This window comes from Aeromonas salmonicida subsp. salmonicida (assembly GCF_001643305.1).
Lineage (GTDB): Bacteria > Pseudomonadota > Gammaproteobacteria > Enterobacterales > Aeromonadaceae > Aeromonas > Aeromonas salmonicida.
Map to the genome: position 1 here is coordinate 34,464 of NZ_LSGW01000072.1, position 22,750 is coordinate 57,213.

The following is a 22,750-nucleotide window of genomic DNA, read 5'->3' on the forward strand; positions in this document are numbered from 1 at the left end:
CAATCATGTTAATACGTGGTTTTTATGCAGTTAAATCAAAAACCGATGAGTTATTGAAGTACCTCAATTTTTTGCCCCTTTGAGAAGGGCACAATACCCACTAACCCTTTAGGGCTAAATAAAAACAGACAATCCCGGTCCATGAGCTCAACACAGCACAGATATGGATTAAATCACGCGAGGTAATGGAATGATCTTGATGGAATTTATGGTGGTACTCGGCTGCTTGTTGCTGGGTACCCGATTTGGGGGCATGGGACTGGGTCTCATCAGTGGCATAGGCCTGTTCCTGCTGACCTTCGTGTTCGGCCTGACACCGGGCGAACCGCCGGTGCAAGTCATGCTGACCATACTCGCGGTGATCGGCTGCGCCGCCACCCTGCAGACCGCCGGTGGCCTCAACCTGATGATGCAGGTGGCCGAGCGTCTGCTGCGCCGTCACCCGCAATACATCACCATACTGGCCCCGCTCACCACCTGGACCCTCACCTTCCTGTGCGGTACCGGCCACGTGGTTTACACCATGTTCCCCATCATCTCCGACATAGCGCTGCAAAAGAACATCCGCCCGGAACGGCCGATGGCGGTCGCCTCCGTCGCCTCCCAGATGGCGATTTGCGCCTCGCCAGTCTCGGTCGCCGTGGTCTCCATGGTCTCCATATTGGCAGCCGGACACGGTATCGGTGAGGCTTACGGCCTGCTGGATATCCTGATGATTGCCATCCCCTCCTCGTTGACCGGCGTGATGATGGCGGCCCTGTGGAGCCTGCGTCGCGGCAAGGATCTGGACAAGGATGAAGAGTTTCAGGCCAGGATCAAGGATCCGGAGCAGCACGCCTTCATCTATGGCGGCGGTGAAACCCTGCTCAACACCAAGTTCCCGAAAGAGGCCTACTGGTCTACCTGGATCTTCTTCGCCGCCATCGCTGCCGTGGTATTGCTTGGCGCCAACGAAGGGCTGCGCCCCGTCTTCACCATCAAGGACAAGACAGGCCCTCTCTCCATGAACCTGGTGATCCAGATGATGATGCTGATCGCCGGTGCCATCATTCTGATGCGCTGCAAGGTCAAACCGGGCGAGATCGCCAACGGGGCTGTCTTCAAGGCCGGCATGGTCGCCATCTTCTCCGTGTTCGGGGTTGCATGGATGAGCGAAACCTTCTTCCAGGCCCACATGCCCCTGCTGAAAGAAACCCTGTCCCACGTGGTACAGGCCCAGCCCTGGACCTACGCCCTGGTGCTGTTCCTCATCTCCAAGCTGGTCAACAGCCAGGCTGCCGCCCTGACCGCCATCGCCCCCATGGGTCTGGCGCTGGGGGTGGAACCCAAGCTGCTGATCGCCTTCCTGCCGGCCAGCTACGGTTACTTCGTGCTGCCGACCTACCCGAGCGATCTGGCCTGCATCGGTTTCGACCGTTCCGGCACCACCCGCATCGGCAAGTTCATCATCAACCACAGCTTCATCATTCCGGGGCTGATCGGGGTGAGCAGCTCCTGCGCCCTGGGTTACGTACTGACCAGCATACTGCTGTAATCCCAGCCGCGTTTATCACGCCATTGCCACACAGGCCCCCAACTTCGGGGGCCTGCTCTTTTCTCCCCCTGCCTATTCCCGTTACGATTTCACGCCACGGCTTTACCTGCGACCCCGCCACTGGGTAGCATGCTCCCTCTTTCACCATCGGAATCGACTCCATGTCTCGCGTCATCCTGCTCTGGAGCGGCGGCAAAGATGCCATGCAGGCCCTCTGTCATGCCCGTGAGCAGGGGCATCAGGTGGTGGCTCTGGTCACCTTTGCCCCCCCTGCGCCCCGCTTTCTCGCTCATCCCCTGCCACTGGTACGCCGTCAGGCCGAGGCGCTGGGCCTGCCCCACCAGCTGGTTACCATAGAAGCGCCATTCGATCAGAGCTATGAAAGGGCACTGGCCGACTTGCGGCAGGAGTGGAAACTCGATGGGGTGGTCACCGGCGATATCGACAGTGTGGGAGGTGCCAGCAACTGGATCCGCGAACGCTGCCGCCCGCTGGGGCTTGAGGTACACACACCGCTCTGGCAGCAATCTCGCGAAGCGTTGCTGAGCGACATGCTTGAGCGCGGCATCGTCGCCCACCTCTCCTGCGTCGATACCCGCACGCTGGCACCCGACTGGGTCGGACGAGTGCTGGACGCATCCGCCATCACTGAATTGAAGGCGCTGGCAGACCGGCAGGGGTTCGATCTGTGCGGGGAACAAGGGGAATACCACACCATGGTGACCGACGGCCCGGGCTTTGCCGCCCCTCTTGGGCTCGATGGCTGGCATCTGGCAGCGCAGGCACACCTGGCCTACCTGGCAAAAGAGGAGGAGTAGCCGAGCGGCGGTGAAGGCAGGCTCTTCTGCTGGCGGCAAACAAGCGGGTTCAATCGTTGGTCCTGTCGCGGTTTGGTAAAGGGCCATATGAGCCAGTAACAGGAGGATACAGACATAGACGGCACTGTTTTTCCTTGCTCCTGGTCGCCAACCATGACGGAGCCTCACTTCGCCAGAACAAAACTCCAAAAAAACAATAAAAAATGGAAATTTAAACTAATAGCAAAGCTTTAGAATCCCTTTGCCAAGCATTCTGGCGAGGAACCTCAGGCTTTTTTGCTCTGGATCAACGTCAGGGGCCAGTGAACTGGCCAAGATGCCCATCGACATACAGCGACCATTTCGCGCCGGAGAGAGTTATGACAAACCAAGCCACTGCAGGCACCACAACCTGCGACTACAAGCTATGGGACATCCTCGTCGAGTCAGCAAAGGAACGCACTACCATTCGTTACTCCAAACTGGCCAGGCAGGCCGGGCTGGAGAATAGCCAGGATGAGCTGCGCACCCTGCTGCAACGCATCCGCATGTACTGCACCGAACACCAGTTGCCGATCCTCTCCACCATAGTGGTGGACGATGTGGGCAAATACACCGGCCTCTCCTCCGGCCTGCCGGACGCTCCTTGGGAGCGTGCCAGGGTGTTTGACTACCAATGGCCTGTTGCCCCCTGATCCAGACATTCATCACCATAACGCGCCCGCTGGCGCGTTTTGTACTTCTTCGGGCCCGCTTTCCTGAAGCGCAGGCAAAAAAAAACCGCCTCAAAGGCGGGTACTAAGCAAGCAACGCTCTGGATGACCAGAGTAAAGAGTTCAGGCTGTCGAATCTTGCCACCCCCGGCACCACGCGAAAGAGGTAACAGGACAACATGGGTTTGTATAAATCGCTGATTTATCCAAGCTTCATGCTGACCATCGACGGGAGTGAGACTAAAGTGAAGGCCCTGCTTAAGGAAATGATTTATTAGTATTCCATTATGCACAGAATGAATTTACGAGGCGTCGACCTCAACCTGCTGGTGGTGCTCAAGGCCCTGCTGGAGGAACGCAACACCACCAAGGCCGCCGAGCGACTCGCCATGAGCCAGCCAGCCGTCAGTCGGGCTCTGGCCCGCCTGCGACTGCTCTATGACGATCCCCTGCTGATCCGCACCCCCCTGGGAATGGAGCCTACCGCAAGGGCACAGGCACTCTTGCTGCCACTGCGGGAAATACTGCACGACATAGAGCAGACCTTCAGCCAGCCCGAACAGCACGACCCGAGCCAGTTCGAGGGAGTACTGCGCATCGGTGCCCACACCTATGTGGAATATGTGATGATGCCAAGCCTGCTGGGGCGCCTGCAGCAGCAAGCGCCCAACCTGCGCATCCACATGGTGCCCCTCAATGCAGATTACGAGGACCAGCTCGACGAAGGGGTTGTCAGCATGGTGATCAGCAAGCAGGACGAGGTACCCGGTCGCTTTCGCCGCATCCCGCTGTTTGAAGACAAGCTGATCTGCGCCGCCCACAGCAGCCATCCCTTTCAGGGTCAGGTGCTCTGCATAGAGTCTTTCGCCAAGGCACAGCATCTGCTGGTCGCCCCCCGTGGCAGCGAAGGTGGCATAGTCGATGACCTGCTCGCAGCGCACGGCATGACCCGCCATACCCCCTTGATAGTGCAGAGCTTTCTGGCAGCGCCCTTCATACTGCCCTATGCCCCCCTGCTGCTGACCTCGCCAGCCAGGGTGCTGCGCCCGCTGATGCCGCTGCTGGATCTGGTGGAGTACGAGACCCGCTTTACCCTGCCGACCTTCGAGGTCAGCCTCATCCGCCATCGCCGCGACGACAACCACGCCATGCTCAACTGGTTCGAGTCAGAATTGCATCTCTGGTGCCAATCCCTCTGCGAGCTATGATCCCCTCCGGCGCCCCGTGCGCCGGGCTCTTTTCCCCTCGCCACTGCGTTTGACTCTGGCCCTTTGGCTGGCGACTCCCCTGGTAAAATCCCCCGAGTCGCAGCGCCAGCGTTGCCTTGAGATCGCCACAATGCCAGAATCGGGCCTTTCCTTGATTTCATGTTCAGATCTCAAGTTTCAGCTTTCAGGGCCCACGCCCGCAGACAAGGACTCCCCATGGCCACCACCCTCTATGGCATCAAGAACTGCGACACCATCAAGAAAGCCCGCAAGTGGCTGGACGAGGCTGGCATCGACTACCGCTTTCACGACCACAGGGCCGATGGCCTGGATCCCGCCGCGCTGGATAGCTGGCTGGAAAAGCTTGGCTGGGAAGCTCTGCTCAACAGCCGTGGCACCACCTTCCGCGCCCTGCCGGATGAAGCAAAGCAGGGGCTGGATACCGCAAAAGCGCGCGCACTGCTGCTGGAACATCCCGCCATGATCAAGCGCCCGCTGCTGGATCGGGACGGCGAGCTGACCCTGGGTTTCAAGGCTGATCACTATCAATCCCTCTTCTCTCGTTAAACTTTTTTAAGGAACGCTGATGTCGGACGTCATCGCACTGGCCAAGGATCTGATCCGCCGCCCCTCCGTTACCCCGCAGGATGAAGGGTGTCAGACCCTGATGAGCGAACGCCTGGCGCGTCTTGGCTTCGTCATCGAACCCATGGTGTTTGAAGACACCACCAACCTCTGGGCGCGCCGTGGCAGCGAAGGCCCCCTGTTCTGCTTCGCCGGCCACACCGATGTGGTACCGGCCGGGCCGCTGGAGAAGTGGCACACACCGCCGTTCGAACCGACCATCCAGGATGGCGTGCTCTACGGTCGCGGCGCCGCCGACATGAAGGGATCCCTCGCCGCCATGGTGGTGGCCGTCGAACGCTTCGTGGCCGAGCATCCGGATCACAAGGGGTCCATCGCCTTTCTCATCACCTCGGATGAAGAGGGCCCCTTCATCAATGGCACAGTGCGTGTCATCGACACCCTTGAAGCGCGCAACGAGAAGATCCGCTGGTGCATCGTCGGCGAGCCCTCCTCCACCCATGTGGTGGGGGACGTGGTAAAGAACGGTCGACGTGGCTCCATCACAGGTGATCTGCTGGTACGTGGCGTGCAGGGGCATGTGGCCTATCCCCATCTGGCGGACAACCCCATCCACAAGGCGGCGCCTGCATTGACTGAGCTCGCCGCGACGGTATGGGATGAAGGCAACGCCTACTTCCCCCCCACCAGCTTCCAGATTGCCAATATCCAGGCCGGCACCGGCGCCTCCAACGTCATTCCGGGGGAGTTGCAGGTTCAATTCAACTTCCGCTTCAGCACACAACTGACCGACATGGATATTCGTGAACGCGTCCAGGCCCTGCTCGACAAACACGGTCTGGACTACGAGCTGACATGGACCCTCTCCGGCCAGCCCTTCCTGACCGATACCGGCGCCCTGCTGGAGGCCACAGTGGCGGCGGTAGCGGCGGTCAACGGCCAGCAACCGGCCCTGCTCACCACGGGCGGCACCTCGGATGGGCGCTTTATTGCCCCCACAGGGGCCGAAGTGATCGAACTCGGGCCCGTCAATGCCACCATCCACAAGGTGAACGAGTGCGTGAAGGCCGAGGATCTGGATCTGCTGGCAGAGATGTACCAAGGGGTACTCGAGAGATTGCTGGCATGACACAGGAACAACTGCTGGGGCTCGACGAGAGTCACCTTGTTCTGGTGGGACGCGGGCCCCATCGCCTGACCGCTGCCACTGCAGCAGCCTTCAACGATATGCAGGTGGCTGCCGCCCATGAAGGGCACAACCTGCAGGCGGCCTCCAGCTGGCGCAGCTTCGAGCGTCAGCTCGCCATCTGGAATGGCAAGTGGCGCGGTGAGCGCCCCCTGCTGGATGCCGACAACCAGCCTATGGATACGCTGCAACTGAGCGAGTGCGAACGGCTGCACGCCATACTGCGCTGGAGCGCCCTGCCCGGCACCAGCCGCCATCACTGGGGCACGGATCTGGACATCTATGATCCCGACTGCCTGCCAGCCGGTACCAAGCTGGCGCTGGAGCCCTGGGAGTATGAAGCCGGTGGCTGGTTTAGCGACCTCGGCGACTGGCTGACCGACCACATGAATGACTTCGGCTTCTTCCTGCCTTATGCCAGACCTGTGGGTAGCGAAAGCGGTGTCGCCTACGAACCCTGGCATATCAGCTTCGCGCTGGAATCCCGGGAGCAGCGGCTGGATCCGGATGCGCTGGCGCTTTGCCTGCAACAGGCGGATATTGAAGGCAAGTCAACCATATTGGCCCATCTTGACGAGATTTTGGCCCGTTATGTCACCACCTGTCCTGACGAAAGGAAAACCCCATGAATCTCTGGCTGTGGATTGGTTTGCCACTGCTCTTCCTGCTTGGCATGTTTCTCAATGCCATCAAGGACATGAAGCAGCTGGAGAAACAGCTGCCCAAATACAAGGACAAGATACGGGAAGTCAAGGATGACGAGGACGACTGATCGTCCTCTCAGCCCGCCAGGGGCGCCACTATGGCGCCCCTGCTGCTTTTCACGAGGGCGGAATTCTCCCTCCCCATCCTGATGATGGCTCAGTGATCCCGTTCACATAGAACAGGACTTCTTTCTCCCTTCCTTCCCGCCATCTTCAAGGTAAAAACCCAGTTCCTGGCAGCACTGAAAATGTAAAAAACTGCAAATAAATGCACAATTAAGCCACACCGCGCCCAACAAACTGCATATAATGTGCCTGTTTTGCATTTTGACAGAAGGAGTTCGCCATTGGATGCCGTCACCATCAACAGTTTCTTTTTAGTCGCGGCCTTGTTGGTGGGAGCCAGTGTCCTGTTGAGCGCGCTCTCCTCTCGCCTTGGTATCCCCATTTTGGTGATATTTCTCGCGGTCGGCATGCTGGCCGGGGAAGATGGGCCGGGGGGCATTCACTTCGCTGACTACTCGGTCGCCTATCTGGTGGGCAACCTGGCGCTCGCCATCATATTGCTCGACGGCGGCATGCGTACCCGGGTTTCTTCTTTTCGGGTCGCACTCTGGCCAGCGCTCTCGCTGGCAACCGTCGGCGTGGCCATCACCACAGGGCTGACCGGTCTGGCCGCCGCCTGGTTGTTCGACCTCAATCTGATGCAGGGCATGCTGATCGGCGCCATCGTCGGCTCCACCGATGCGGCGGCTGTTTTCTCCCTGCTCGGCGGGCGCAGCCTCAACGAGCGGGTCAGTGCCACCCTGGAGATAGAGTCCGGCAGCAACGACCCCATGGCGGTGTTTCTCACCGTCACCCTGATCGAAATTCTTGCCACCAACCAACAGGGGCTGGACTGGTTCTTCCTGCTGCTGCAACTGGGCAAGCAGTTTGGCCTCGGTGCCGGCATAGGTCTGGGCGGCGGCTGGCTGTTGTGGAAACTCATCAACAGCGCCAGGCTGGCTCCGGGCCTCTATCCCCTGCTGACCGTCAGTGGTGGCCTGCTCATCTTCGCCCTCACCACGGCCATCGGAGGCAGCGGCATACTCGCCATCTATCTCACCGGCCTGCTGCTCGGCAACCTCTCCCTGCGCAGTCGCAGTACCACGCTGTCGGTACTCGATGGCCTGACCTGGCTCAGCCAGATCGGCATGTTCCTGGTGCTGGGACTGCTGGCCTCCCCCCACAAGCTGCTGCCCATCGCCCTGCCGGCGCTGGCACTCGCCGCCTGGATGATACTGTTTGCCCGTCCCGTCTCTGTCTGGATTGGCCTCTTGCCGTTCAAGAACTTCGCCCCCCGCGAGCGCTGGTTCATCTCCTGGGTGGGGCTGCGCGGCGCCGTGCCCATCATACTGGCGGTCTTCCCCATGATGGCCGGGCTGCCCAACGCCCAGCTCTACTTCAATGTCGCCTTCTTCGTGGTGCTGGTCTCCCTCATACTGCAAGGCAGCTCGCTGCCGCTGGCATCAAAGCTGGCCAGGGTTGAGGTACCGGCACCGCCGTCACCCATCAACCGATCCGGGCTTGAGATAGATCTGGACAGCCAGTGGGAGACCTTCGTCTACCGCCTCAGCGCCGAGAAGTGGTGCATCGGCTCGCCCCTGCGGGATCTGCGCATGCCCAAGGGTACCCGCATCTGCGCCCTGTTCCGGGATCAGGAGTTGCTGCACCCCTCGGGCAGTACCTGCCTGCAATCCAATGACATCCTCTGCGTCATAGGACACGAGCGAGATTTGCCGGCTCTCGGCCAGCTGTTCAGTCAGGCTCCTGAGCAGGATCTGGGTCCGCGCTTCTTCGGTGACTTCCTGCTGGAGGCGGCCGCCAATATGGTGGACCTGGCTCCGCTCTACGGGCTGGATGTGAGCGAGGTGGCGGATCAGACACTTGGCGATTTTCTTGCCGACCAGTTGGGCGATAATCTGGTAGTCGGCGATCAGGTCGAATGGCAGGGCCTGATCTGGACAGTGGCCGAAATGGAAGAGGGCAAGCCCCGCAAGATAGGGGTGCGCTTTCAGGAAGAAGACCCGGTCTGACGCACATCGTCTGACCCGCCTTTGCGAGCAGGGAGTTCATTATGCCTTACCAAACCGAGTTGTCTGGCCTGCAACCCCCTTTTCCCAATCTGGGATTGATAGAGGGATTCTTTGGCAAGGGCTGGAGCTGGGAAGCCCGCGCCCGCTACGCTCAATGGCTGCCACGCCACGGCTACGGCTTCTACATCTATGCCCCGAAAGAAGATGGCTATCTGCGCAAGCACTGGGCCCTGCCCTGGCCAGAAGCCGAGCTCGAGGCTCTGCGCCAGCTGGCCCGCCAGTGCCGCGACAACGGCCTCGCCTTCGGGGTGGGCTTGAGCCCCATGGGTGCCCACCACGACTATGATCGCAAGCGCCCGGCCCTGTTGGAGAAGGTGCGCCTCATCGACGAAGCGCTGCAGCCTGACATACTGGCTGTGCTGTTCGACGACATGAAGGGGGATACCCCGGATCTGGCCCACCACCAGCTCACCATAGCCCACGACATTGCGGCCCACAGCAAGGCCGGCCGTCTCATCTTCTGCCCCAGCTACTACTCCACGGATCCCGTGCTGGAAAAGGTGTTCGGCGCCATGCCCCCCCGCTATCTGGAGGATATAGGCCAGCAACTCGACCGCCGTTTCGAGATCTTCTGGACAGGCCCCAGGGTCTGCTCCAGCGAATACCCGGCCCCCCACCTCAAACAGGTGACCGAGCTGCTCGGGCGCAAACCCTTTTTGTGGGACAACTACCCGGTCAACGATGGTAGCAAGGCCAGCAGCTTCCTGCACCTGCGCGCCTTCGAGAATCGTCCGGCAGAACTTGTGGAGCTGGTCGCGGGCCACGCAGTCAACCCCATGAAGCAGGCGGCGCTCTCTGTGCTGCCGCTCGCCACCCTGCCCATGAGCTACCGGCTCGGCAAGCAGTATGATGCTGACAAGGCGCTGCACGCCTCCCTCAATGCCACCTGCGGGCCGCAGATTTCGGCGATGATAGAGGCAGACCTGCCGCTGTTTCAGGACATGGGGCTGGCCCTGCTCACCCAGGAGCAGATCGCCCATCTCAAGCGCCGTTACCTGCCGTTTCAGGATCAGGTGTGTGTAAACGAAATCTTGCGCTGGCTGGCCGGTGAATATGTGTTTGATCCTGACTGCCTGACCGACTGAGACAAGCCACGCCAGATGCCACAGGAGGCTGCATGGACGCATCCCTGATCTACCAGAACCTGGCGGTGCTTGCCGCCTTCTTGCTGATCTACAGCCTGCTCGCAGGTCGCTTCGAATCCAGATTGATCAATGGCCCCTTGCTGTTCCTGCTGATGGGCTGGCTGCTGGGGCCAGGCGGGCTCGGTCTGATGTCACTCTCGGTCGACAGCGAGGGGATAAAGCTGCTGGCAGAGCTCACCCTGGTCATAGTGCTGTTCAATGACGCCGCCAACACCAACTGGCAAGTATTGGCAGCCAACCGCGCCCTCCCCATACGATTGCTGCTCATCGGCCTGCCACTCACCCTGCTGGGGGGCACCCTGTTCGGCCTCTGGCTCTACCCGGATCTGCCGCTGCTGGAGCTGGCCATCCTCTCCACCATTCTCGCCCCCACAGATGCGGCGCTCGGCAAGGCCGTGGTCAGCAATCCGGCCGTGCCCGCGCCCATCAGGGAGGGGCTCAATCAGGAGAGCGGCCTCAACGACGGTATCTGCGTGCCAGTGCTCTTGCTGCTGCTCGCCCTCATCGCCCCCACCGAACAACACGCCGGCACGGGCATGCTGGCCATAACCTTGCTGCTGGAAGAGATAGGCATAGGCCTGCTGGTGGCCCTGGTGCTCACCAGCCTCACCATACGGCTGCTGAAAACCTCCTACCTCAACGGCTGGCAACTGCCGCTCTGGCGCCAGCTCACCATGCCAGGGCTGGCCCTGCTCTGCTTTGCGCTTGCCCAGACCCTGGGGGGCAGCGGTTTTATCGCCGCCTTCGTCGGGGGTCTCTTGATGGGCCGCAGACTGGGGGATCACAAACACGCTTACATGGATAGCTGCGAAGGGTATGGGGACCTGCTCTCCGTGGTGATCTGGATGGTGTTCGGCGCCACCCTGATGCCCATGCTGCCGGATCTGCTGCACTGGCAATACTGGCTCTATGCCGTCGCCAGCCTGACCCTGCTGCGCATGCTGCCGGTCTGGCTGAGCCTGCTGGGGACAGGACTAAAACCCGAGTTGATACTCTTCATCGGATGGTTCGGACCAAGGGGGCTCGCCAGCATTGTCTTTGCCGTCATGGTGTTGCAACACGAGCCAGCGCTGCTGGGACAAGAACCCATCATAGCCACTGTGCTTTGCACCATCATACTGAGCGTCATCTTGCACGGTATCAGTGCCAACCCCTGGGTCAGGCGCTTCAAGACGGCGTAAATACCCGACAGTGGCCAAAGGTATGGCAGAGGGGATAAACAACCTCATCACCATTGCGGTATAAAACAATACCCCCAGTCAGGACTGGGGGTATTGTGGATAGACCAAGACATGTATGAGCGGCGCATTTCAAGGTGCCATGACAATCACGGCTGACCTGGTCCCCTAGTGGCCGCCCTCATCATGACCGGATATTGCCCTCTGTTGCGCGGTAAACCAGAATGCCCGGCTTGTTTTTCACATAGTCAATAAAAGGCGAATCCACTACCTTCATATTCGTCGAAACAGAAGAGGCATTGCGAAGTACGGGGCCATTTTCACCCCGAATGAAAATACCGGTATGGGTCACATCCAGACCGGCAATATTGGTATAGATACCGATATAATCGCCATCTTCCAGCAAGCTCAGCATGTCTTCGTCCACGCGATCACCAGGAATATAAGTGATGTCGCGGTCCTTCACCGCCAGCCCCGGAATATAGTGACTGCCATCTTCTTTTTGATTCAATACTTTGGCGGCGGTCACCACATAGTTGCCGACCAGATGGGTCACATCCTTCACCTGATTGCCACCATGGACCCAATCAGAGAAAAAATGCTTTCTAGTCAGGTAGTTGACTTCACCATTTACATAACGAGTGTACATGACATTCTCGATGAAATTATGCACACTCGTTGAGTGTCGCAGTGACTCAACGTAATCCAGATAGGTGAAGCAATCCAGCTCACCAAAATCCACCACCAGTTTTTCCTGCCGGTCGCTCGATCCCACCAGGCGATTGGCAACATAAGGATTCTCGAGAAACAGTTGCGAGAAATCCTTTATTGACTGACCCGGTGCCACATTCTGATGTTGAGCAAACATCCTGGTGAGTTGCTGCTCCTTTAATATTGTAAAAATCCAGGTTTTTCCCGTTGCCGGCCGCAACCCCGCCAGAAAAAGCGAGCAAAGCGGCGCCTATAACCTTCACCATTGAGTACCATCCTTGACCATAAAAACGAGCTGCAGGGGGTACCCCTGTCGCGAACAGAGTCGACAATATGCATCTAATGCCATTCGAGACTGATGAATTAAGGGCCGATTGAAAACAAAAAAAATGTAAGTAAATGTACCCGGCTTACCAGATATTGGCCTGATACAAACTCACTCTGGTATGAATACCCGCTGGTGGAAAATAACCTCGATGGCTACCAAACAGAGAAGCCCCGACACGGCCGGGGCTTCTCTGTTGGCTTTCGTTTTGGGTTTTCGTTGCTCGTCATGGCCTTGCTGTCACTGTCTGACGAGACACGTTACCCGCCCCATCACGGGACTGCGTTCACTGGCCGACAGGCACTCAGCCGAGCGCCAGCCAGACACCGACACCGAACATCAGGGAACCGGCGATCTGGTTCATCAGGGTCACATTGCCGCTCTTGGCGAGGAAGTGGCGCAGGGTACGGCCACCGCCCGCGTAGAGCAGCAGACAGGAGAACTCGATCACCAGGATCAGGGCCACCAGGGCACTGATCTGGGGCGTCATCGGCTTGGCTGCATTGATGAAAGGAGGCAGCAGGGAGACCATGAAGGCCCACCCCTTGGGATTGGCGATGGCAGTGACAAAACCCTGCATGGCCAGACCAAGGGGGCGTGTCTCCTGTCCGGCCGACAGATCCGCCGGTATGGCCATCTTGCCTTTGGCCTGCCACATCTGGATGCCGAGCCAGATGAGATAGGCGCCACCCACGTATTTGAAGGCAGAGAAGAGCGCCGGATAGTTGAGCATGACAGCCGCCACTCCGATCACCGACAGCACAGAGACCAGCGCGACCCCGACCAGTTCACCCCACATCATGTGGAGGGTACGGCGCACCCCCAGACTCATGCCGAGGGTCATCGCCAGCGTCATGCACATGCCGGGGGTAACAGAGACAAAAAAGAACGTAGGCACAAACAGCGCCAGAATCGCGGGATCAATCCAGTCGGACACACTACACCTCCATGGTAACAAGCTTGAGATCTTGCCTATCACACTCTTTTAACACAAGAAAAAACCTTTTCGTTCAGCATGATTTCAGCAATAAAAACCCTGTGACAATAGTTGTCGCGCCTGTGTAATATGCCGCCTCACTCCTCTTTTGGGTTAGGACCTGCCATGTCGTTGAGTAACCTGTCCATCCGTCTTCAAGTGCTTGTTCCACTCCTGCTCGCCAGCCTCTTGATGGTCCTGATGGCCGGGATCAGCAAGCAGGAGATAGACAGCGCCATTGCGGACATGAACCAGACCACCACCAGTGTGACGCGCCACAAGGACGACATCGCTGCCCTGATCCACGCCACCTACCGGATGCGCACCAACGCCATCTATGGCCTGTACGATCCGGCGCGCTTCGCCCAGTTGCCAAACGATCTCAATGCGGCGGAACAGGAAATAGGGACCATCTTGTCCCGACTGGTGATCTCAGGTGCCGAGCAGGACAACAGCCAGGTGGCCGCCAGCCTGCAGGCTTATCTCGGCCACACCCGCAACAACATGCTGCCGCTGCTGGCCCAGAAACATCAGGGAGGTGGCGATGCCGCCGCCTACGAGCAGTCACGGCTGCGTTTTCGTGAGCTGGGGGAGCAGTTGATCAAGCAGATCGATACCATGTCAGCGCGCATCAACCAGCTGATCCAGACCGAAATTGCCGAGGAAGAGGCGCACTACAACGCCACCCTGTTGCGAACCCTGCTGATGATGAGTGCCACCCTGATAGCGGCGCTGCTCGGTGGCTGGTGGTTGTCCGGCCAGATAGTCCGCCCCATAGGCCAGTTGCAGGAGGTGATGCGCGCCGTCGCCCAGGGGCGCTTCAACGTGCGGGCCAACGCCGATGGCAGCAACGAACTGAGCCAGCTGGCCAAAGATATCAACCAGACACTGACGCAGCTTGGCAGCACAATCCACACCCTGACCGGTATCAGCGGCAACGTGGCCTCTGCCGCCACCGAGCTCGCCGCCGTCATGACCCAGTCCGAGACCAATGCCCAGCAGCAGCGCAGCGAGACAGAACAGGTGGCCTCCGCCGTGACCGAGCTGGCCAGCACGGCCGACAACGTCAACCACAACGCCGCCCTGGCAGATGGGCTGGCGCGGGATGCCAATAGCCGGGTCGAACAGGGGCTGGCTCTGTTCGCGGAGAGTATCGCTGCCAACAGCCGCATGGCGGGCAGCCTGGAAAGCGCCGCCGCCGTGGTGGCGCGCCTCAAGTCCCAGTCCGAGCAGATCGGCAAGGTGATCGAAGTGATCCAGAGCATCTCGGAGCAGACCAACCTGCTGGCCCTGAATGCCGCCATCGAGGCTGCTCGCGCCGGCGAAACCGGTCGCGGCTTCGCGGTCGTGGCCGACGAGGTACGCCTGCTGGCGGCCCGCACGCAGGACTCCACCAAGGAGATCCAGACCATCATAGAGCAGTTGCAGAGCCAGTCCCAATCCGCCAACAACGGCATGCAGGAGACCCTCACCATCCTTGAGCACAACCAGCAGCTCTCCGGCGAGGTGCAGGCGCTGCTCGGTGGCATCACGGAGGCGGTCAACCAGATCAATGGCGCCAATGCCCAGGTGGCCACCGCCGCCGAAGAGCAGTCGTGCGTCACCGCCGACATCAACCGCAACATCACCAATATTTACGAAATAGTGAACCAGAGTGTGGCCGGCATCAGCCAGAGTGCCGCCGCCAGTCACGAACTGTCACAGCTCGCCGAGCTGCAGCGCAAACAGCTGGCCCAGTTCCAGTTGTGACGTCCGCTTGCGCGATCGACACAAAGGCCCCGCTTGCGGGGCCTTTGTGTTAATGAATGGACACATTTGTTATTGTTTTAAACGGCTTTTTTATAATGTGGCTTCATTGGGGGCTGGGCTGGCGCACCAAATGTGAGTATGGTAGAGGCACGTCACTTCCCCTCACATGAGATCACCATGAAGCTGCATTTCAAGAAACCGGCCTTCATCGGCCTGGGCCTCATCGCCCTCGTCTCCGCCATCTGGCTCGACTACTACCTGCCGGAGCACACCATAGCCACCATCACAGGGGTGGAAGTGAAGCGCACCGACAAGGATGGCCCCATCAGCCAGAAAAACCCGGCTGACGGTCCCACTACGGATGTCTACTACATCTATACCGAACGCCCAGGCGAACAGATCCGGGTATTTCGCAATGAAGATACCGGCTGGGGCTGGCCTTTCTACTTCAAGTTCAACGCGGCCGATGTGCAGGCAAAAGCCAAGTCCATGGAGTTCGAGAAGCGTCTGGCCATCATTACCTCCTACGGCTGGCGCGTGAACATGTTCACCATGTTCCCCAACGTCACCAAGATTGAGAGTACGGGTCCTGAGGCCTCCACCTGGAGTTTCTTCCGCTGGTTCTGGTTCGGTATCTGGGCACTGGTGATGGGCAAAGCCGCCATCGCGACCTGGCGCTACTTCGACCGGCTCGAGGACGAGATATGACAGAGCCGAGCAAGACTCGCACCAGTTTCTACCGACGGCTTTACGTTGCCTGGCTGATAAGCAGCGGCACGGACACAATCCCGGCCATCATGGCGGCCACCGGCATGCCGCGGCGCACCGCCCAGGACACGCTGGCGGCACTGGCTGATCTCGATATCAGCTGCGGCTTCGAGCAGACGGAAGGGGCACGCCACCTGCAGGGGCACTATCGCATCAGCGACTGGGGTCCCATCAATCCGGCCTGGATCAAGGCCCAGCTACCTGCCATCAAGCAAACGCTGGGTTATCCATAGCACTATCGCACCGGTGACGATCAACAGAGGCCAGCCGCAAGGCTGGCCTCTTTTTATATTGCCCGGGCAGACACAGGTCTCGGCACACGGAAACGACTTACTCCGGGAAGGGCTCTTCCGGCAGCGGTTCCTGGGTCTCAGCCTGGGTGCAGTCGATGATGGAGCGCTTGGGGTTGTTGGGGTCGCGCAGCAACAAGGGGGCCAATCCCTCATTGTGCTTCTGCTCGTCGGCAAACTCGCTGCCATAGGCATTGTGGGTCAGCCTGCGTGCATTGGCGATGGGGGTGTCCACAAACAGGGCGTGCACTTCGAAAGTGGACGAGGGGATGAGAAAGCCACTGATGGGCAGACCATGCAACTCTTCATGGGTCTTGTACCAGGCAAACCCGTCCGTCACCTTGTAGGGGGTGAAGTGCTTGAGCTGAGGGTGGGCCGACTCGCCGGTCTCGCTGTCGAGGTAGAGATGGTCGAGATCGCAGGTCGCCAACCCCTGCCACATGGATTCGAACGGCGTGGAGCAGGCCGTCAATTGCAACCCGGCCAGCAGTGCCAGCGACGCTTTGTACATTTCCCGTCCCTTCTCTCAATAGTGCAATAGCCGTCAGCCAAAAAACCGCAGTCGCTCGACCAGCAAGTCGATAAAACCCGGGCGATCCAGTCCCAGCAGCACCAGCGCATTGGCCGGTTTGCCGGTCAGGCCATAGCGATCCACCACCGTCATCCCCACGGTATGCTCACCTCTGGTTTCGATATCAACCCGGCACTCGACCCCGTGGAACAGCTCGGGGGCCAGCAACCAGGCAATTGTACAGGGGTCGTGCAGCGGCGCACCAGCAAATCCCCACTTGGGATCCCTATGGTAGATCATGAAAAAGTCGAGCAGACCGGCCACGCAACGGGCCACCGGATTGGCAATGGCGCGCACCCGCGCTATGTCCTCGTCCATCACCTGAGCCTCATGGGTTACATCCAGCCCGCACATTGTGATGGGGATGCCTGACTGGAACACCATATCGGCCGCTTCCGGGTCTACATAAATGTTGAATTCCGCCGCCGGGGTCCAGTTACCCGCCCCCGCGGCGCCCCCCATCAATACGATACGGGCGATGTTGGGCTTGAGTTCGGGGTGCGCCGCCAGCAGCAGGGCGATATTGGTGAGCGGGCCGGTCGGCACCAGGGTCACGGGCTCCGGACTCTCGCGCAAGCACTTGACCATCAGCTCAAGCGCCGTCATGGCCTGGGGCGCAAAGGCGGGATCCGGCAATGTGGGGCCATCGAGGCCAGACTCGCCGTGGACGTTGTCGGCGATGATAAGCTCGCGGGCCAGTGGTTTGGGCGCCCCTGCCGCCACCGGAATGTCGTCACGGCCGAGCAGAGTGAGAATGCGCAGAGCATTGTTGAGGGTCTTCTCCTGTGTCTGATTGCCAGCACTGGTGGTGACCGCCAACACCTTGAGTTCGGGACTCGCCAGCGCCAGTATGAGGGCGATGGCATCATCGTGGCCGGGATCACAATCGAGAATAACGGGCAACGCCATGGACAGACTCCTTACAACATGACAGGGAGCCATACCTTAACAACCCGTGACGAGATTAACTCGGGAGGGTGTCACAAAACGGACTCAGCCCATCTTATCAAGCAGTTGCTGCCAAACTCGCCGTAATGGCCGTCGACGGCTCACCCTCGATTCGCCCCGCGCAGCCGGTTCGAGTATGATCGCCCCCCGTTTCCAGCCCGTGTGCCCTATGTCCGTCATCGTCGATACCTTCATCGCCCCGCCCTGCGAGGCTGCCATCGAGATCCTGTTTGAAGATGAGCACCTGCTGCTCATCAACAAGCCGAGCGGCCTGCTCAGCCTCTCTGGCAAAAATCCGCAGAACCTCGACTCTGTCCATTACCGGCTGGTGCAGGATTATCCCGGCTGCACCCTGGTGCACCGTCTCGACTTTGGCACTTCCGGCATCATGGTAGTGGCCAGAAACAAGGCCATCAACGCCCTGCTCTGCCAGCAATTCAGCCAGCGGGCGGTAAGCAAGGCCTACAGCGCCCTGCTGTGCGATCATCTGACCGACGATGAGGGGATGATCGATGCCCCCATCGCCAAGGATCCGGCGCTGTTTCCCCTGATGAAGATCTGCGCCGCCAGCGGCAAACCTGCTCGCTCCCGCTATGAGGTGGAAGATCGCCTCTGTCGTGAAAGCGAACATGGGGAAACCCAGCTACTGACTCGGGTTAGACTGGTACCGGAGACCGGCCGTACTCATCAACTGCGCATCCACTGCCAGCTCGTGGGTCACCCCATCCTCGGCTGCGATCTCTATGGTGGCCTGCTGTTGCCCGGCTGCGAACAGGCACCGCGGCTGATGCTGCATGCGAGCGAGCTGGATTTGGTGCATCCGGTGAGCGGCGAGCCGATGGCGGTCAGATGTGCCAGCCCCTTCTAGCGAGACGCAGCATCAAGACGGGGTGTGAGAACAGGCGAAGGCAACAAGAGAGGGAACAGAGGACCAACTGGAGTAAAACGGGGCAAACGGCAGATAAAAGATAGGGGCCGTGCTTTCGCAACGGCCCCCACCCCCCACTCGGTGTGGCTATCAGATCAGCTTGCGGGCGGCGCCCAGCACGATCTTGATGGCATCAGATTCAGTTCTCGCCATGGTTTCGGCGTTCGGGATTTCCTGCTGGGTACGGTTGACGATAACACCGGCTACCATACCGGCACGCAGGCCCTGGCTGGTGCACATGGTCAGCAGGGTGGCAGATTCCATCTCATAGTTCAGCACGCCCATGGCTTGCCACTCTTTCATGGAACCCTGGAAACGGCTTACTACGCGGCCAGATACAGTGTCGTAACGCTCCTGACCCGGGTAGAAGGTATCGGAAGAAGCAGTCACACCGATGTGCAGCTTGGAGCCCATCTCTTTGGCGGTGTTGACCAGCGCCGTGGTGCAGTCGAAGTCGGCAACAGCCGGGAACTCCATCGGTGCAAAGTGCAGGCTGGCACCGTCAAGGCGAACGGAACCGGTAGTCACGATCACGTCGCCCACGTTCAGGTGCGGCTGGATGGCGCCTGTGGTGCCGATACGCAGGAAGGTATTGATACCCAGCTGGGCCAGCTCTTCTACCGCGATGGAGGTGGACGGGCCACCGATACCGGTAGAGCAGATGATCACGGCCTTGCCGTCCATCTCGCCGCGCCAGGTAGTGAATTCACGATGGCTGGCCAGGTGCACCGGGTTATCCAACAGCTCTGCGATGCGCTTGACGCGCTCGGGGTCACCGGGGACGATCGCCAGGGTGGCGCCTTGCAGATCAGCTTTCTTCAAACCCAAGTGAAAAACATCAGACATAGTGGACTCCTGGTTGCTCCCGGCCGACATGGTCAGGGCGCAAGTTAAGATGATTCTTGATGGTACTTTCAAACCTTCACTCCCCTCTCTGGGGAGGCGCCAACTATGGTCGAAAGCGCTTTCCAATTCCTTGAAGCACCTCACACTTCCACGCATTGAAAGTGACAAATCCAGAGCAAAACGTTTGCTAACTTGATGAATTTCTTGAAAAACGTTTTTCTGCCAAGAAAGGGGCAATCGGCCTTGTCAATCCCTGTCTCGCCCCGGTTTATCGGTACGTGATCGAGTCCATAAAGTTGCAAACAGGATACCATTGACCCCTTTTCATCCCCACTGACGATGCTATTTTGACGTCCGCATACCACTTAATGGCTAATCATACGGAGTCCATCATGGCGACATTCAAGTTCTATATTCCCGCAATCAACCTGATGGGAGCGGGCTGTCTGCAAGAGGCAGCGGCCGATATCAAGGGTTATGGCTATCGCAAGGCGCTCATCGTCACCGACAAGATCCTCAACCAGATAGGCGTGGTCGCCAAGCTCACCACCCTGCTGGCAGAACATGGCATTGAAAGCGTGGTTTTCGATGAAACCAAGCCGAACCCCACCATGACCAACGTCGAGTCGGGTCTGGCCATGATCAGGGCCAACGGCTGCGACTGCGTCATCTCGCTGGGGGGCGGCTCACCCCATGACTGCGCCAAGGGCATCGCCCTGGTGGCCGCCAACGGTGGCAGCATCCAGGACTACGAAGGGGTGGATCGCTCCGCCAAACCGCAACTGCCGCTCATCGCCATCAACACCACAGCCGGCACTGCCTCCGAAATGACCCGTTTTTGCATCATCACGGACGAGGCGCGCCAGGTGAAGATGGCCATCATCGACAAGCACGTCACCCCGCTGATGTCGGTCAACGATCCCGAGCTGATGCTGGCCAAACCGGCCGGCCTCACCGCCGCCACCGGCATGGATGCGCTGACCCACGCCATCGAGGCCTATGTCTCCACCATCGCCACCCCTGTGACCGATGCCAGCGCCATCATGGCGATCCAGCTCATCGCCAAACACCTGCGCACCGCGGTCAATCAGGGTGATGACCTGCACGCCCGCGAGCAGATGGCCTATGCCCAGTTCCTGGCCGGCATGGCCTTCAACAACGCAAGCCTGGGTTATGTGCACGCCATGGCGCACCAGCTGGGGGGCTTTTATGACCTGCCCCACGGTGTCTGCAACGCCGTGCTGCTGCCCCACGTTCAGGCATACAACGCCCAGGTGAATGCCGCTCGCCTTAAAGATGTGGCCCGCTACATGGGCGTTGACGTGAGCACCATGAACGACGAACAGGGCGCCGCTGCCGCCATTGCCGCCATCAAGCAGCTGGCGCTGGACGTGAAGATCCCGGCCGGTCTGGAGCAACTTGGCGTCAAGGCCGATGATTTCGACGTGCTGGCCAGCAACGCCCTGAAAGATGCCTGCGGCTTCACCAACCCGAAACAGGCGAGCCACGAAGAGATAGTCGCCATCTTCCGCGCCGCCATGTAAACCGCATTGCCAATGGATAGGAAAAGGGGCCTGATCTGGCCCCTTTTTTCGCACTATTTCGTCAGCACCACATCGTTGATGGCGCTGGCCAATCGGGTCAACACGGTGCGAATGTTGCCACTGGTCGCCTTGTAGGCGTGCGAACGGTCGCTGGCACACTGCGCCACGAAGCGGGCATCTCCCTCGAATGCCACCGTGTAGACCTGGATCCCCTTGCGTTTCATCTCCCGGCACAGCAGCAGTTGCTTGCGATCACGCAGCGCCGCCTCGGGCCCCATGTGTTCGCCGTCCGAGAACAGCACCATGATTTTGCGGTTGTCCGCTTGTCCGTAAGGGCGCGGCAGTTCGGCTGCCCCCTGGCCCCAGCGCCCCTGCCACTGGGGTGACAGCAGGCGCCAGCCCCACATCACGCCCTCAGCCGTATTGGTGTTGAAGGCGGCGTAGAGGGTATCGAGCGCCTGGCGGTACTCGGCCCGGGTCGACAGATGCGCCTGAATGGGGCTCACCCCACAGTCGGCATCATCGAAGATGCCGAGCTTGTCACGCCGGTTCTCCAGGTAACGCTCAAGGGGGTTCTCCCTCGGGGCGAATGCCCGCAGGGGAGTGCCATCTTCATACTGCTTGATGGCTGGCGGCTTGGTGCTGTAGTGCAACCTGGGTTGCGTCTCGCCAACGGGAGCCTGCTCCAGCTTGCGGATCCAGCCCGGGGTGAGTTCCGCCAGCCGGTCTATGCCGTCCACATGCTCAGGCAAGCGGGCACAGAAGGCCTTGCGCTGGCGCCCCGGTACGTCACGGGTCAGCAAGTTGCTCCAGCCTCGCTCATGGGCCAGCGTCTGCAACCCGAAGGGAAATGCCAGGCTCTCTGGATGAAACAGTTCAGGATGATCCCCGATATTGACCAGTCCGGTGGCGGGGATGATGCTGACAACCCTGTCCTGATTACGCCGCTCGCGGCCAAACAGCACCTCACCAAACTCTGTCAGCCCCTGCTTGATCGCTTTCATCGGCGCCCCGGACATGGAGTTGGAAACATCCAGCACCAGGGCAATCTCAATACGGGTACGGGCACTGCTGGCACGGGCCGCCGCAGCCACCGGCATGTCACCCCCTTCGCCAATGACTGAGAGATCCATCAGTGCGGGCACATGCCCCTGCAGAATAACCCGGGCTCCCTGTTCGCTCTGGCTCAAGCTGGGGGGGCCCACCTGCAAGGGGCGGCCCGCCAGATTGGCCTGCACCAGAGCAACGGCATCCTCAGCGGCAGTGTCACTGTCGGCGGCAGAGTAAAGCACCGCATCGGCGGCGGCGCTTAGCAGGCTCTGGCCGCTGTAGCCACGGACCAGTTCGATGACAACGCCGGTCAGTGCCAGTATGCCTGTCAACATAAGGGCAAAGGCGGGAGAGAGCCCGCCCCCTTGGCGCAAGGGCAGTCCCATTCAATGGATCTCCTGAATAAAGTGGGTGACCAGGGTGCGGCCCGCCCAGAACCGGCTGAACATGCCGCCCTCCCCCTGCCCAAGGCGATAGCAGAGGGTCACCCGCATCAAGGTGCCCACCCGCAGCGGCGGCCAGCTGCCCTGGCCAGCGCAGCCAGTGCCCTGCAGCAGGGGAACCAATTCGCCATTGGCGCTGTTGTACTGCTCTATGGTCAGGGCAGCCTGCCCCTCTTGCAGAGCAGACAGCTGGCCCTGCACGAAGCGCTGATAGAAGGCCAGCTGCGACACGGCGGCGGCGTTTTGCCCCGTCCCCTGCTGGGTCACTATCTGGGTCACGTTGTAGGCCACATTGTGCAGGCGCTGCTCGAGGCGCAGCAGTTGCAGTGCCTCGCTGCCAAAACTGAGCAGGGCCAGCAAGACGGGAATGAACATCATTGCCTCTATGCTGATGCTGCCCCCCCCCCCCCCCCCCC

22 protein-coding genes and 1 pseudogene are annotated in these 22,750 nt (G+C 59.9%); 16 read left to right on the plus strand and 7 right to left on the minus strand.

Features of this window, described 5'->3' with window-relative positions; genetic code table 11:
• The first annotated feature begins 190 nt into the window (after window positions 1–190).
• The 11 genes from AXW79_RS13955 (at window position 191) to AXW79_RS14000 (ending at window position 11,188) form a co-directional block, all read left to right on the plus strand.
• Window positions 191–1,534: an anaerobic C4-dicarboxylate transporter gene (locus AXW79_RS13955; protein WP_005312988.1), complete on the plus strand. Its 1,344-nt coding sequence runs from the start codon at window positions 191–193 to the stop codon at window positions 1,532–1,534.
• Window positions 1,535–1,695: 161 nt separating this feature from the next.
• Entirely contained in the window at window positions 1,696–2,352 is a 657-nt protein-coding gene (locus AXW79_RS13960) for a Dph6-related ATP pyrophosphatase (protein WP_005312985.1), read from the plus strand.
• 359 nt (window positions 2,353–2,711) lie between these two features.
• Window positions 2,712–3,026, plus strand: coding sequence for a hypothetical protein (locus AXW79_RS13965; protein WP_005312982.1), 315 nt, complete (start codon window positions 2,712–2,714; stop codon window positions 3,024–3,026).
• Between the two features lie 314 nt (window positions 3,027–3,340).
• The gene (locus AXW79_RS13970) at window positions 3,341–4,252 is read left to right on the plus strand and encodes a LysR family transcriptional regulator (protein ID WP_011898932.1); all 912 of its coding nucleotides are present in this window, start codon (window positions 3,341–3,343) and stop codon (window positions 4,250–4,252) included.
• A 216-nt stretch (window positions 4,253–4,468) separates the two neighbouring features.
• The gene (locus AXW79_RS13975; RefSeq protein ID WP_005312972.1) at window positions 4,469–4,819 is read left to right on the plus strand and encodes an ArsC family reductase; all 351 of its coding nucleotides are present in this window, start codon (window positions 4,469–4,471) and stop codon (window positions 4,817–4,819) included.
• 19 nt (window positions 4,820–4,838) lie between these two features.
• Window positions 4,839–5,966, plus strand: a complete 1,128-nt coding sequence (gene dapE / locus AXW79_RS13980; protein ID WP_005312969.1) for a succinyl-diaminopimelate desuccinylase — start codon at window positions 4,839–4,841, stop codon at window positions 5,964–5,966.
• Window positions 5,963–6,652 (plus strand): M15 family metallopeptidase, encoded by a 690-nt coding sequence (locus tag AXW79_RS13985; protein ID WP_005312966.1) that lies wholly within the window; start codon window positions 5,963–5,965, stop codon window positions 6,650–6,652. The genes dapE and AXW79_RS13985 overlap by 4 nt, the downstream gene beginning before the upstream one ends.
• Window positions 6,649–6,795, plus strand: a complete 147-nt coding sequence (locus AXW79_RS23345; RefSeq protein ID WP_005312963.1) for a hypothetical protein — start codon at window positions 6,649–6,651, stop codon at window positions 6,793–6,795. The genes AXW79_RS13985 and AXW79_RS23345 overlap by 4 nt, the downstream gene beginning before the upstream one ends.
• A 279-nt stretch (window positions 6,796–7,074) precedes the next feature.
• On the plus strand, window positions 7,075–8,802 hold the full coding sequence (locus tag AXW79_RS13990) for a potassium/proton antiporter (protein WP_005312960.1): 1,728 nt from the start codon (window positions 7,075–7,077) through the stop codon (window positions 8,800–8,802).
• Between the two features lie 41 nt (window positions 8,803–8,843).
• Window positions 8,844–9,947 carry a beta-N-acetylglucosaminidase domain-containing protein gene (locus tag AXW79_RS13995; RefSeq protein ID WP_005312957.1) on the plus strand — a complete coding sequence of 368 codons (1,104 nt, stop codon included), beginning with the start codon at window positions 8,844–8,846 and terminating at the stop codon, window positions 9,945–9,947.
• 32 nt (window positions 9,948–9,979) lie between these two features.
• Window positions 9,980–11,188 (plus strand): cation:proton antiporter, encoded by a 1,209-nt coding sequence (locus AXW79_RS14000; protein WP_005312954.1) that lies wholly within the window; start codon window positions 9,980–9,982, stop codon window positions 11,186–11,188.
• A 181-nt stretch (window positions 11,189–11,369) separates the two neighbouring features.
• On the opposite strand, the pseudogene AXW79_RS14005 reads toward AXW79_RS14000, so the two are convergent.
• A pseudogene (locus AXW79_RS14005) lies at window positions 11,370–12,162 on the minus strand (DUF1460 domain-containing protein).
• Window positions 12,163–12,525: 363 nt separating this feature from the next.
• The gene (locus tag AXW79_RS14010; protein WP_005312948.1) at window positions 12,526–13,158 is read right to left on the minus strand and encodes a LysE family translocator; all 633 of its coding nucleotides are present in this window, start codon (window positions 13,156–13,158) and stop codon (window positions 12,526–12,528) included.
• Between the two features lie 165 nt (window positions 13,159–13,323).
• Between AXW79_RS14010 and AXW79_RS14015 the strand changes: the two genes are divergently transcribed.
• From AXW79_RS14015 to AXW79_RS14025, 3 genes are all read left to right on the plus strand, one after another.
• The gene (locus AXW79_RS14015) at window positions 13,324–14,946 is read left to right on the plus strand and encodes a methyl-accepting chemotaxis protein (protein ID WP_005312940.1); all 1,623 of its coding nucleotides are present in this window, start codon (window positions 13,324–13,326) and stop codon (window positions 14,944–14,946) included.
• Between the two features lie 177 nt (window positions 14,947–15,123).
• Complete coding sequence (locus AXW79_RS14020) at window positions 15,124–15,654, plus strand: DUF1523 family protein (RefSeq protein WP_005312938.1); 531 nt, start codon at window positions 15,124–15,126, stop codon at window positions 15,652–15,654.
• Window positions 15,651–15,947, plus strand: a complete 297-nt coding sequence (locus AXW79_RS14025) for a winged helix-turn-helix domain-containing protein (RefSeq protein WP_005312935.1) — start codon at window positions 15,651–15,653, stop codon at window positions 15,945–15,947. The genes AXW79_RS14020 and AXW79_RS14025 overlap by 4 nt, the downstream gene beginning before the upstream one ends.
• Before the next feature lie 97 nt (window positions 15,948–16,044).
• Here the strand turns inward: AXW79_RS14025 and AXW79_RS14030 are convergent, their stop codons facing one another.
• Together AXW79_RS14030 and rihA are read right to left on the minus strand one after the other, a co-directional pair.
• Window positions 16,045–16,515: a hypothetical protein gene (locus AXW79_RS14030; RefSeq protein ID WP_005312932.1), complete on the minus strand. Its 471-nt coding sequence runs from the start codon at window positions 16,513–16,515 to the stop codon at window positions 16,045–16,047.
• 33 nt (window positions 16,516–16,548) lie between these two features.
• On the minus strand, window positions 16,549–17,484 hold the full coding sequence (gene rihA, locus AXW79_RS14035) for a pyrimidine-specific ribonucleoside hydrolase RihA (protein WP_005312929.1): 936 nt from the start codon (window positions 17,482–17,484) through the stop codon (window positions 16,549–16,551).
• A 175-nt stretch (window positions 17,485–17,659) separates the two neighbouring features.
• On the opposite strand from rihA, the gene AXW79_RS14040 reads away from it, so the two are divergent.
• Window positions 17,660–18,391 carry an RluA family pseudouridine synthase gene (locus AXW79_RS14040; protein WP_170321057.1) on the plus strand — a complete coding sequence of 244 codons (732 nt, stop codon included), beginning with the start codon at window positions 17,660–17,662 and terminating at the stop codon, window positions 18,389–18,391.
• Window positions 18,392–18,541: 150 nt separating this feature from the next.
• On the opposite strand, the gene udp is transcribed toward AXW79_RS14040, so the two are convergent.
• Window positions 18,542–19,297, minus strand: coding sequence for a uridine phosphorylase (gene udp, locus AXW79_RS14045; protein ID WP_005312923.1), 756 nt, complete (start codon window positions 19,295–19,297; stop codon window positions 18,542–18,544).
• Between the two features lie 392 nt (window positions 19,298–19,689).
• Here udp and yiaY point away from each other — a divergent pair, with 392 nt between their 5' ends.
• Entirely contained in the window at window positions 19,690–20,841 is a 1,152-nt protein-coding gene (gene yiaY / locus AXW79_RS14050; RefSeq protein WP_005312915.1) for an L-threonine dehydrogenase, read from the plus strand.
• 53 nt (window positions 20,842–20,894) lie between these two features.
• Here the strand turns inward: yiaY and AXW79_RS14055 are convergent, their stop codons facing one another.
• Together AXW79_RS14055 and AXW79_RS14060 are read right to left on the minus strand one after the other, a co-directional pair.
• Window positions 20,895–22,277, minus strand: a complete 1,383-nt coding sequence (locus AXW79_RS14055; protein ID WP_005312912.1) for a vWA domain-containing protein — start codon at window positions 22,275–22,277, stop codon at window positions 20,895–20,897.
• A partial coding sequence (locus tag AXW79_RS14060) for a pilus assembly protein FlpK (protein WP_155736221.1) occupies window positions 22,278–22,750 on the minus strand: 473 nt, incomplete at its 5' end. It abuts the gene before it with no gap.

What these genes read in the sequence shown, in the direction of transcription:
- AXW79_RS13955 (WP_005312988.1), top strand. Translation starts at nt 191, where the DNA reads ATGATCTTGATGGAATTTATGGTGGTACTCGGCTGCTTGTTGCTGGGT.
- AXW79_RS13960 (WP_005312985.1), top strand. Translation starts at nt 1,696, where the DNA reads ATGTCTCGCGTCATCCTGCTCTGGAGCGGCGGCAAAGATGCCATGCAG.
- AXW79_RS13965 (WP_005312982.1), top strand. Translation starts at nt 2,712, where the DNA reads ATGACAAACCAAGCCACTGCAGGCACCACAACCTGCGACTACAAGCTA.
- AXW79_RS13970 (WP_011898932.1), top strand. Translation starts at nt 3,341, where the DNA reads ATGAATTTACGAGGCGTCGACCTCAACCTGCTGGTGGTGCTCAAGGCC.
- AXW79_RS13975 (WP_005312972.1), top strand. Translation starts at nt 4,469, where the DNA reads ATGGCCACCACCCTCTATGGCATCAAGAACTGCGACACCATCAAGAAA.
- dapE (WP_005312969.1), top strand. Translation starts at nt 4,839, where the DNA reads ATGTCGGACGTCATCGCACTGGCCAAGGATCTGATCCGCCGCCCCTCC.
- AXW79_RS13985 (WP_005312966.1), top strand. Translation starts at nt 5,963, where the DNA reads ATGACACAGGAACAACTGCTGGGGCTCGACGAGAGTCACCTTGTTCTG.
- AXW79_RS23345 (WP_005312963.1), top strand. Translation starts at nt 6,649, where the DNA reads ATGAATCTCTGGCTGTGGATTGGTTTGCCACTGCTCTTCCTGCTTGGC.
- AXW79_RS13995 (WP_005312957.1), top strand. Translation starts at nt 8,844, where the DNA reads ATGCCTTACCAAACCGAGTTGTCTGGCCTGCAACCCCCTTTTCCCAAT.
- AXW79_RS14000 (WP_005312954.1), top strand. Translation starts at nt 9,980, where the DNA reads ATGGACGCATCCCTGATCTACCAGAACCTGGCGGTGCTTGCCGCCTTC.
- AXW79_RS14015 (WP_005312940.1), top strand. Translation starts at nt 13,324, where the DNA reads ATGTCGTTGAGTAACCTGTCCATCCGTCTTCAAGTGCTTGTTCCACTC.
- AXW79_RS14020 (WP_005312938.1), top strand. Translation starts at nt 15,124, where the DNA reads ATGAAGCTGCATTTCAAGAAACCGGCCTTCATCGGCCTGGGCCTCATC.
- AXW79_RS14025 (WP_005312935.1), top strand. Translation starts at nt 15,651, where the DNA reads ATGACAGAGCCGAGCAAGACTCGCACCAGTTTCTACCGACGGCTTTAC.
- AXW79_RS14030 (WP_005312932.1), bottom strand. Translation starts at nt 16,515, where the DNA reads ATGTACAAAGCGTCGCTGGCACTGCTGGCCGGGTTGCAATTGACGGCC.
- rihA (WP_005312929.1), bottom strand. Translation starts at nt 17,484, where the DNA reads ATGGCGTTGCCCGTTATTCTCGATTGTGATCCCGGCCACGATGATGCC.
- AXW79_RS14040 (WP_170321057.1), top strand. Translation starts at nt 17,660, where the DNA reads ATGATCGCCCCCCGTTTCCAGCCCGTGTGCCCTATGTCCGTCATCGTC.
- udp (WP_005312923.1), bottom strand. Translation starts at nt 19,297, where the DNA reads ATGTCTGATGTTTTTCACTTGGGTTTGAAGAAAGCTGATCTGCAAGGC.
- yiaY (WP_005312915.1), top strand. Translation starts at nt 19,690, where the DNA reads ATGGCGACATTCAAGTTCTATATTCCCGCAATCAACCTGATGGGAGCG.
- AXW79_RS14055 (WP_005312912.1), bottom strand. Translation starts at nt 22,277, where the DNA reads ATGGGACTGCCCTTGCGCCAAGGGGGCGGGCTCTCTCCCGCCTTTGCC.